General features: G+C 62.9%; 9 protein-coding genes. 3 read left to right on the plus strand and 6 right to left on the minus strand.

The window, feature by feature from the left end; all coding sequences use genetic code 11:
* Nucleotides 1-330: 330 nt before the first annotated feature.
* From ACOQFS_RS02860 to ACOQFS_RS02875, 4 genes are all read right to left on the minus strand, one after another.
* A complete protein-coding gene (locus tag ACOQFS_RS02860) occupies nt 331-1,386 on the minus strand; it encodes an ABC transporter permease (protein WP_421561463.1) in 1,056 nt (351 codons plus the stop codon).
* Nucleotides 1,367-2,857 (minus strand): sugar ABC transporter ATP-binding protein, encoded by a 1,491-nt coding sequence (locus ACOQFS_RS02865; protein ID WP_421561464.1) that lies wholly within the window; start codon nt 2,855-2,857, stop codon nt 1,367-1,369. The genes ACOQFS_RS02860 and ACOQFS_RS02865 overlap by 20 nt, the downstream gene beginning before the upstream one ends.
* Nucleotides 2,854-4,104 carry an ROK family protein gene (locus tag ACOQFS_RS02870; protein WP_421561465.1) on the minus strand — a complete coding sequence of 417 codons (1,251 nt, stop codon included), beginning with the start codon at nt 4,102-4,104 and terminating at the stop codon, nt 2,854-2,856. Before ACOQFS_RS02870 ends, ACOQFS_RS02865 begins: the two co-directional genes overlap by 4 nt.
* 232 nt (nt 4,105-4,336) lie before the next feature.
* The gene (locus ACOQFS_RS02875) at nt 4,337-4,561 is read right to left on the minus strand and encodes a phage integrase N-terminal SAM-like domain-containing protein (protein ID WP_421561466.1); all 225 of its coding nucleotides are present in this window, start codon (nt 4,559-4,561) and stop codon (nt 4,337-4,339) included.
* A gap of 163 nt (nt 4,562-4,724) precedes the next feature.
* On the opposite strand from ACOQFS_RS02875, the gene ACOQFS_RS02880 reads away from it, so the two are divergent.
* Together ACOQFS_RS02880 and ACOQFS_RS02885 are read left to right on the plus strand one after the other, a co-directional pair.
* Complete coding sequence (locus ACOQFS_RS02880; RefSeq protein WP_421561467.1) at nt 4,725-5,438, plus strand: hypothetical protein; 714 nt, start codon at nt 4,725-4,727, stop codon at nt 5,436-5,438.
* A gap of 30 nt (nt 5,439-5,468) precedes the next feature.
* Nucleotides 5,469-6,377 (plus strand): restriction endonuclease, encoded by a 909-nt coding sequence (locus ACOQFS_RS02885; RefSeq protein ID WP_421561468.1) that lies wholly within the window; start codon nt 5,469-5,471, stop codon nt 6,375-6,377.
* 127 nt (nt 6,378-6,504) lie between these two features.
* On the opposite strand, the gene ACOQFS_RS02890 is transcribed toward ACOQFS_RS02885, so the two are convergent.
* Both ACOQFS_RS02890 and ACOQFS_RS02895 read right to left on the minus strand, forming a co-directional pair.
* On the minus strand, nt 6,505-7,386 hold the full coding sequence (locus ACOQFS_RS02890; protein WP_421561469.1) for a class I SAM-dependent methyltransferase: 882 nt from the start codon (nt 7,384-7,386) through the stop codon (nt 6,505-6,507).
* A 246-nt stretch (nt 7,387-7,632) separates the two neighbouring features.
* Nucleotides 7,633-8,601, minus strand: coding sequence for a DMT family transporter (locus ACOQFS_RS02895; RefSeq protein ID WP_421561470.1), 969 nt, complete (start codon nt 8,599-8,601; stop codon nt 7,633-7,635).
* A gap of 89 nt (nt 8,602-8,690) precedes the next feature.
* On the opposite strand from ACOQFS_RS02895, the gene ACOQFS_RS02900 reads away from it, so the two are divergent.
* Entirely contained in the window at nt 8,691-9,590 is a 900-nt protein-coding gene (locus tag ACOQFS_RS02900) for a LysR family transcriptional regulator (RefSeq protein ID WP_421561471.1), read from the plus strand.
* Nucleotides 9,591-9,934: the final 344 nt, after the last annotated feature.

Raw genomic sequence — 9,934 nt, forward strand, 5'->3', positions numbered from 1 at the left:
GCCCAGGCTTCGACGGGCTCAGCCCGAACGGTTGGGGGGTGGTCGACATCCAGCACCGTGCCCTCGCCCTACCCCGTTCGCCCTGAGCTTGTCGAAGGGCTGCCTCCATGCGGCGCGATGGCCCAGGCTTCGACAGGCTCAGCCCGAACGGTTGGGGGGTGGCCGACATCCAGCACCGTGCGCTCGCCCTAGCCCGTTCGCCCTGAGCTTGTCGAAGGGCTGCCACTACAGGGCGGGAGTGCCCCGGCTTCGACAAGCTCAGCCCGAACGGTTGGGCGTTTGGCATGGGCCTGCGTGGTTAATGAAGAGGTTGAAGTTGCACCACAACCATCACCTCTTGCCGCGCTGCATGAAGGCCACGGCGATGATCACGAAGCCCTGCACCGCCGCATTCAGGTACACGCTGATGATGCTGGTCAGGTTGAGAATGTTGCTGATGACCGAGAGCAGAATCGCGCCCACCACCGTGCCGGTGATGCTGCCCGCCCCGCCCTTCAATACCGTGCCGCCCACGATGACGGCGGCAATCGCCTCCAGCTCCCACAGCAGGCCCGTGGTGGGCGATGCGGAACCGAGGCGCGGCACGTACAGCAGCGTGGCAATGCCCACGCACACGCCGAGCAGCATGTACGTCAGGATCTTGATCTTGTGCACATCCACCGCCGCGTACTGCGCCACCTGCTCGTTGGAGCCGATGGCCTGCACATAGCGGCCATAGGCCGTGCGGTTCAGGATGACGCCGCCCACAATCGCCACCAGCAGAAACACCCACACCGGGATCGGCACGCCCAGCAGGTTGGCGTAATACACGGGGCTGTACAGGTCCGACAGATCGTTGTCCAGCGTGATGGCGCCGCCGTTGGAGAAGTACGTGAGGTACGCACGGAAGATGCCCAGCGTGCCCAGCGTGACGATGAAGGGCTCGATGCGCCCCTTGGTGATGAGCAGACCATGCACCAGCCCAAACACCGCGCCCAGCACCACCGCCAGCAACATGCCCACCACCACGGCCGCCATGGGCGAGCCCAGCACGGGCGCCATCGCGTTCATGAACAGGATGACCGATCCCGCAATCAGCGCTGCCATCGACCCCACCGACAGGTCGATGCCGCCCGAGATGATCACAAAGCACATGCCCACCGCGATGATGCCGATGAAGGCCGTGCGCGTGAGCACGTTCATCACGTTGTCGTAGGTGGCAAAGTTGCTGTTGAGCAGCGTGCCTGCAATGCACAACAGCACCAGGCCAATGATGGGGCCTAGCCCATGCAGCTTGCCCCACCAGGCCGTGGCGCCGCCGTGGCGGCCTTCGCTGAGTGCCGCGGGTACAGCGGGTGCTGCGGCAGCCGCTGCGGTGGGTGCGTTTTCAGCGGGTACCTGTGGCATGTGCGATCAACTCCTCTTCGGTCAAATGCGACTCTTGCAGCGTGGTCTGCAGCCGCCCGGCGCGCATCACCGCCACGCGGTGGCACAGGCCGATCAGCTCCATCAGTTCAGACGAAATCACCACCACCGCAAGCCCCTGCTCTGCCAGGCGCTGCACCAGGTGATAGATCTCGCGCTTGGCGCCCACGTCCACGCCGCGCGTGGGCTCGTCCAGCACCACCACGCTGGGGCCGGGGTGCAGCACCTTGGCCAGCGCCAGCTTTTGCTGGTTGCCGCCCGACAGCGATAACGCGCGCACATCGAGCGACCCAGTGCGGATGCCGAATTCCTGCACCGCATCGCGCAGCGCAGCCTGCTCGGCCGCCGGGTCGAGCCAGGGCTTGGCATAACGCTCCAGCGCCATCAGCGTCAGGTTGGGCCGCAGGCCAAAGTGCACATACAGGCCCTTGCCCTTGCGGTCTTCGCTCAGATACGTCAGGCCGTGGCGCGCCGCATCGCGCGGACTTTTCAAATTCACGGGCTTACCCGCCAGCTCCACCGTGCCGGCCGAGCGCGGGCGCAGGCCCAGCAGGCCTTCAAACAGCTCGGTGCGGCCCGCGCCCACCAGCCCGGCAAAGCCCAGAATCTCGCCGCGCCGCACTTTAAAGCTCACATCCTCGGCCCACCCCGGCACCGATAGGCCACGCACCTGGATGGCCGGTGCGCCATCCTGCGGTGCGGGCAGCTTGGGCGGGAACAAATCGGCCAGCTCGCGGCCCACCATCAGGTTGGCCATTTCTCGCCGTGTCACGCTGGCCGTGGCCTCGCGCGCCACCAGCAGGCCGTCGCGCATCACCACCACCTCGTCGGTGGTGCGCTCCACCTCGTCCAGCTTGTGCGATATGTAGATGATGGTTACGCCCGCCGCCTTCAGCCCGGCCATCAGCGCAAACAGGCGCTCCGTCTCGCCCGGGGTCAGCGTGGCAGTGGGCTCGTCCATGATGAGCAGGCGCGCATTGCGGGCCAGCGCGCGGGCAATCTCTACCAGCTGCTTCTCGGCCACGATGAGCTTCTTCACGCGCGTATCGGGGTCCAGCGGCAGGCCGACCTGGGCCAGCGCCGCGCGCGTCTTCTCGCGCATTGCCTTGTCGTCGAGGAAGGGGCCCTTCTTGATCTCATGGCCCAAGAAGATGTTCTGCGCAATCGTCAGGTCGTCCGCCAGATTGAACTCCTGGTGGATCAGCACAATGCCCTGCGCCTCGGCCGCGCGCGATCCGCCGCCGGGTGCGCGCACCGCGCCATCCACCACCACCTCGCCGGTGGTCGGGCTCTCGTACCCCGCCAGAATTTTCATCAGCGTGGACTTGCCCGCGCCGTTCTCGCCCAGCAGGCCGTACACGCGGCCCGGCTGCAGCGCAAAGCCCACGCCGTGCAGCACGCGCACGGGGCCAAACTCCTTGGTGACGTTGCGGAACTCGACGGCTACGCTCATCGCGCTGCCCCTGTTCCTACAACTGCTCCAACGCCCAAACCCGTCACCGAGCCCGCGCGCGACAGACTCTCCTGCATCGCCAGCACACCAGCACCCACCACACCGGCATCGTCGGCCAGCGGCGCGTATTGAATCTCCAGGTGCCGCGTAGAAAGCGCCAGCGACCGGTGGTACACGCTCTGCCGCACCGACGCGAGGAACAGCGGCCCCATGTCCGTCACCCGCCCGGCAATGAACACATGCGACGGGTTGAAGAAGTTAACGATGGACGCCAGCATCTGCCCCACCAGGCTGCCCGCGCGCTGGATGATGGCGTTGGCCGCCACATCGCCCGTGCGGCTGGCCTGGGCCACGTCTTCAATCGTCAGCGTGCCCGTGCTTTGCAGCCGCTCGGCCAGCAGCGCACTCTCGCCGCGCTGCGCGGCCTCCATGGCCATGCGCGCCATGGCGGGCGCTGCGGCCATCGCCTCCACACAGCCCTGGTTGCCGCAGTGGCAGCGCGGGCCGTGCTGGTCCACACAGATGTGGCCCACATCGCCCGCCGACCCATTGGCGCCCCGGTACACCTGCCCGTGGCACACGATGCCGCAGCCAATGCCCGTGCCCACCTTGATGACCAGGAAGTTGGGCAGATTGCGCTGCAGCCGATACATCTCGCCCAGCGCCATCAGGTTCACGTCGTTGTCCACAAACACCGGCGCGGCAAACGCCTCGCGCAGGTAGTCGCGGATGGAAAAGCCGTCCCAGTCGGGCATCAGCGGCGGGTTGACGAGCTGCCCGCTTTCAAAATCCACCGGCCCCGGCACGCCCATGCCAATGGCAATCACCTGGTGGGCCGCCAGCCCGCAGCGCGCCAGCAGCTCGCGCATCAGCCCCCGCACCCGCGCCAGGATCACGCCCGGCCCCTGGCGCACATCAATGGGCTCGCGGTGCCGCACCAGCACCGTCATGTCGGGCCGCATCACCGCTATCTGCATGCTGGTGGCGCCCAGGTCGGCGCCAATCACCACGCCCAAGGTTTCGCTTAAACGCAGGGTTTCGGCACGCCGGCCGCCAGAGGATTCCTGCAGGCCCACCTCGTCGAGCAAGCCCACATCGAGCAACGCCGCCACCATGGCGTTGGCCTTGCTCTTGGAATAGGCCAGGCGCTGCGCCAGCGCATTGCGCGACGCGCCGGCAGACCAGAAGATGGTCTGCAAAACGCCCAGGTCTTCGGCGCCGCAGTGACTCCAGCGGGTGGATGGCAAGGCTTGTCTCCTGTCATGTTTTTGTGCAGCACCTCATGGCGGTGGGTGCTTGACAGGGATGCTATGCGGTCTACTTTGGCCGGGCAAGACTGAACTTTGACCTAAAAATGCTCAAAGAATCAATCAATGCAGAGTGACTCAAGCTGCGGGGAGGGGTCGCACTACGACTCAGTGCAGATCGGAGGGACCAGTTGGGCCCAAAGCAGCCCTTCAGATGAACGCCCAAAAGCCGTCATTCAGCCGGCTGCAAGTTCCAGGGCAACATGCCCAGAAAACGCTCGATTTCCACTTGCACTCTGTCTCGCAGATGCCGCACACCATGCCATTTCACGAACATGCGCACCCATTTCACATAGGCCCACTCGGTGCGTGGGCTATAGTGTTTGTAACAAATTTGCTCGCGGCTTGATCCAGCAACCGTGTGGCGCGCAAACGTAGGAGAGGCGGCGGGTTTCATGGCTGAATTTAGTACTGCATATTTGTACAGAATGCATACCCGAAAGCTAGGCTGCAAGCCTTTTCCCGCGTTTTTTCTATACCAATTTAGACCGCAAGCGCCAGATATGGCCTGTGGCTTGGTGCGGTCTACATTACGTTATGCGATCAAACTAGGATTCTAAATGGTGCAATATTTAAAGAAAAAATGGGACGAAACCGCACCTCATATATGGTCAATGCTAAAGCAACTCTTAGTACCAGCTATTTTGGCCGCGTGTTACGGCGTCTGGGATTGGAGTTCATCAGGAGGCAATTTCGAGCTATCCAAGTATCTAAAAATAGTAATGCCTGCATTGTTTTTCCTTATGTGGTTTGTAGGGTTATATGAACGCCAAAAGAAAAGGAGTTCTGATTCTCAGTCATTTAATACCCTTGATCAGAAACTAGAGTCACTTTCAGAGGCTGTAAATAAGCTAAGCCCGAAACATTCCCAACCAACCTCAACACCATCAGTTACGTCTGGCCTTACGTTTAGTCAAGAAATGATGACGGAAGCTGAAACTGTATTTAAATCAGGGCATCACTTGGCAGCGCTCTTACAGGCAGGTGTTGCATTTGAGCAGTCTGTTCGCTCTTTTGCCAAGGCTAGCAGTCTGGAAGAGGCTGATAGAATGCCCTTGTTGCATATTCTAAAGAAAGTTGATTTCCTGCTACCCAAAGGTGTTGAGGGTGAGTTACATGCTTTGCGTCAAGTCCGAAATCAATTGGCGCACGCATCGGAAAAAGAATTAAGGCAAGTAGATCAAGCAGAAAGAATACTATCTTCGTATCGATGGGCAATTGACACATTAGAAGACGAAGCACATAACAAAGCATTGCAGCGGACAAGCCGCTGAATGCGGCGTTAGGTATCAGAATCACGCTCCATGACGTTCCCTAGTGACATCAAGTTGTGCATGCGCGAATGCATCCTGAAACTGCTATGGCCAAAGGACGATATCGTCTCGTTCTTCGAGAACAACAGCAGCACAAAGTCGGACATTCGAGCGATTGGTGACTATAAGACAATGCATCGCTACGCAATCGTGGATGCGATGTTCGCGCATTTGTCGGCAAAGCCAGACGAAGGTCTCGGCCAGTTCCGATCAATGCTTCAGTCGCTTCTCAACTGGAAGCAGTTCGATTCTTACTACTTCGACAAATTAAAGAAGTTGGACAAATCGGAAGCAGAACGCTCAATCGCGCAACTAAGGATCCTGCAAGAGATTCGCGATCACAAGATCCAGATGCAGCGCAGGGAGCGTGAGCGGAAAGAAGCAGCAGCAAAATCTTCGGTAGTCACTCTCCCTGATTTGAAAGCCCGCTTTATCTCGTTACTCCAAGGAGAGACTGCCGGCGCTAAACGCGGCTATGCATTGGAAGAGATCCTTCAAGAGCTAGCCAAACTCAATTCGTTAGAGGTCACCGAACCGTTCCGTGTAAATGGCGAACAGATTGACGGGTCGGTTAAGTACGACGGCGAGCACTACATCATCGAGGCGAAGTGGCAGGACAAGAGTGCGGCGAACGAGGCCGTCTATCAGTTCGCAGGAAAAATCGAGGGGAAAATGTATGGGCGTGGGCTCTTCTTCTCGATTCACGGCTATAGCGAGTATGTTGTTGGGTCGCTGGTCGCCGGAAAAGCAATCAAGACTGTGTTCATAGATGGGGCAGACTTGATCGTGGTTCTGGAAGGACTACTGACCTTCTCTCAAATGCTGGATCGCAAGATCAAAGCGGCCCAAACAAAGGGCTTGATTTACATCGATGCCATCACGTCTAAGCCCAAGCTATGACGCCAACCCCTTCCATCGAGAGACCGGTCCCGGCAATCCGGGCCTGGCCTCTCATGTCAAACGTTGAATGTCTGCTTCTTGATTCGATCAGCGACGGCTCATAGCCGAGTACGGCCTTTCGTCCCGATCACGCCCGCGCCAGCCATCCTCTGAACGCAAAGCCCACGTAAAACATCTGCACATCGCTGAACCCGGCCTCGCGCAGAATCGCCACGTCTTCCTGCGGCGTCAGCACAGCCAGCTCTGCAGCCACTTTGTCCCGTGCCCTGGCCGCGTGCTCCGGCGGCACGCCGGACGCCACCTGAAACGCCGCATAGCGCGACAGCCACAGATCGCGCTCCCCTGCCCCGCCCTCACTACCAGGGTCTGAACCATCCGCTACGCTCAGATGCGCCACCACCAGCGGCGCACCGGGCTTGAGCCGCCGCCGGATCTCGGCCGCCATGGGCACGCGCTCCTCGCGCGGCACAAAGTGAAAAGTCAGCAGGCACGTCGCGCCATCAAACGGCCCGGCCGGTGCGCTTTGCACGTAGCCGTGGTGCAGCGCCACGCGGTCGCCGGGCACGCCCGCGCTCTGCAGCCGCTGCGCCGCAAGGTCCAGCATGGGCTGGCTCGGGTCCACGCCGTCGAACCGCCACCTGGGGTGCGCCAGCGCCATGTCTTCCAGCTTGAGGAGCCTGTCGGGCTTGGAACGTCGGCTGCAAGCCGGCCGCAGCGGTCCATTTTTCACCGACTTCTTGCCCCATAGCCGGGCTATGGGGCTGCAAATTCGGCAAAAACTGTCCTCGCTGGGGCCGACTTTCGCTATTCGACGTTCCAAGCCCGACAGGCTCCCACCCGCCGCCTGCGCCCACCACCAGCACGCGGCCGTCGGGGGGCACTGCTCGGCCAAGAGGATGCGGGACATGCGGAGCAGGCTGTCGTAGCCGGGCACGTTGCGCCGGGGGCCTTCGGCGTAGCGGGCGACGGCGGTGGGGTCGGAGAAGGGGGATGCGGTGGGGAGGGTCATGGGGTGGACGGGTGTGCGGTGGGTGCAACGGTTGACGAGGGGTTGTCCGTCCGTCAGGGCGCGTAGGTCTGCGCAGGGTTTCGACAGGCTCAACCGGAACGGTTTGGGGGGTGGGCTGGAAGTGGCGGTCAGGGCATGGTCGATGCTGAAAAATCAAGCCAAATTGGGCTTTACCGCTTATCCACAAAGCGCAGACAGCTATCAATTCAGTAGTGAACCACTCTTCGCTGAGTTTTGTTCGCCGCTCTAACTAGCGGCGGCGGCTGCCGCCTTGCCCGGCCGCCGCAGCGTCCACAGCGCTGCCGCCATCAGCCCCACGCCCGCCAGCTGCACGGGGCTGAGCGTGCGGCCATACACGGCCCAGTCCACCAGCACGGCGGTGAGCGGGTACACAAACTGCAGCACCGCAATGCGCCCCAGCCCCAGGCGCGCCATGCCTGCAAACAGCACCACATAGGCCAGCCCCGTGTGCAGCACGCCCAGGCCCAGCAGCCAGCCCCAGGCGGCGCCCAGCGGTGGCCAGCCCAGCACCCAGGGTGCCCACGCCAGCGCCACCGCGCCCACCAGGCATTGCCACAGCGCCATGGCATAGGGGCTGATGGCCTTTTGCGTGTTGGCCAGCAGCGTGACGCCCGCATAGCACAGCGAGCCGCCCAGGCACATCAGCACACCAGCCAGATAGCCCGGGCTGCTGGTCGCTGCTGCGGCAGCGGCTGTGCCGTCAAGCAGTCCGGTGGTCAGCACCAGGCCCGCCAGCGCGGCCACCGTGGTCATCCACTGCAATGGCGAGATCGACTCGCGCAAGAACAGCGCGCCAAACACGATGACCCAGATGGGCTGGATGTGAAAGATGACCGTGGCCACGGCGATGGAAGTGCGCGGGATGGCCGCAAAGAACAGCGCCCAGTTCAGCACCATGAGCACGCCCGTGGCGCAGGCCACCCAGCGCGCTTTGCCGCCGAGCACAAGCTCGCGCCCCCGGCCCGTGGCCAGGCACCATGCCAGCAGCGCCATGGCGCCAAACGCGCAGCGAAACCACACGGTGACCAGCGGGTGCTGGCCCGCCTCTTCCACAAACACGCCGATGGTGCCCAGCAGCACGCCACCGGCAATGAGCAGCCACTGGCCGTCGCGCTCGCGGGTGTTTGCGCTGGCGGGCTGTGCTGTGCTGGCAAGGGATGGCGACGCAGCGGTGTGGTACGGGGAGTGGTTCATGCCGCCGATGGTCCGGGTTTCGGGCCGCGCTGTAAAACGGATAAATCGAACGGATACCATTCGATAAACGAATTCACACCAAGGCGCCCATGAACCACCCGGACTTTCAGATCGACTGGCTGCGCGCCTTTGTGGCGGTGGTGGATGCGGGCTCGCTGTCGGGCGCGGCGCCGCTGGTGCACCGCTCGCAGTCGGCCGTGAGCATGCAGATCAAGAAGCTGGAGACCGCGCTGGGCCGCCCGGTGCTGCTGCGCGGGCCGCGCCACCTGGAGGTGACGCCAGCCGGGGCCGAGCTGCTGTCGTATGCGCGCCGGGTGCTGGACTTGCAGGCCGAGGCGCATGCGGCGCTGTTTGGCCCGCAACTGGCGGGCCGGGTGCGGCTGGGTGTGCCAGACGACTACGCCAGCGCCTACCTCACGCCCGTGCTGCGCAGCTTTGCGCACCGCTACCAGGGGGTGGAGATTGAGCTGACCTGTGAGCAGTCCACCGCGCTGATCCCGCGCGTGGTGAAGGGTGAGCTGGACCTGGCGCTGGTGTCGCAAGACAAGGTGCAGCGCGGGCGCTTCTTGTTCGACGAACCGCTGGTGTGGGTGGGCGCGGCGCAGTACGAGGTGTGGCGGCGCGATCCGCTGCCCATTGCGGTGTATGAGTCGGCCAGCATGGCGCGGCAGGCCACCTTGTCGGCACTGGCAGCGCGGCGCCGGGCCTACCGCATCGTGTACCACAGCTCCAGCCTGGCAGGCCAGCTGGCCGCCGTGGAAAGCGGCCTGGCCGTGGCCGTGCTCACGCGCTGCAGCGTGCCACCCCACCTGCAGATCTTGCAGAACCTGCCTGCAGAGTTTGACCTGCCGCCGCTGGATGCCATGCATGTGGCGGTGCTGCGCAGCAAGGTGTCGCAGCGGCAACCGGCGGTGGATGCGATGTATGAGCAGATGGTGCGGACGCTGGGCAGCCTGGGTGTGCGCGGCGCTTCGACAGGCTCAGCGTGAACGGGTGTGGGGTTTTCAACGTTGGGGCACGCCACCCGTTCTGCGGCCACGGGTTCTTCTTCCGATCACCCCATCCGATCACCCCATCCGATTACCCCATCCCGACTACCCCCAACCGTTCGGGCTGAGCCTGTCGAAGCCTTGCGCCGCGCTTCGACAGGCTCAGCGTGAACGGGTGTTGGGCTTTCAACGCCGGGTCACGTCGTACGCACGAGTCGCCACGGTTTGACCGCTCGACCACTCCCCTCTCGATCACCCCCTCTCGATCACCCTTTCCCGATCACCCCCGCCCGTTCGGGCTGAGCCTGTCGAAGCCTCGCGCAGCGGCTCAACGCGCTCCCAAG

This window comes from Paracidovorax sp. MALMAid1276, assembly GCF_049198005.1.
Classification (GTDB): Bacteria; Pseudomonadota; Gammaproteobacteria; order Burkholderiales; family Burkholderiaceae_C; genus Acidovorax.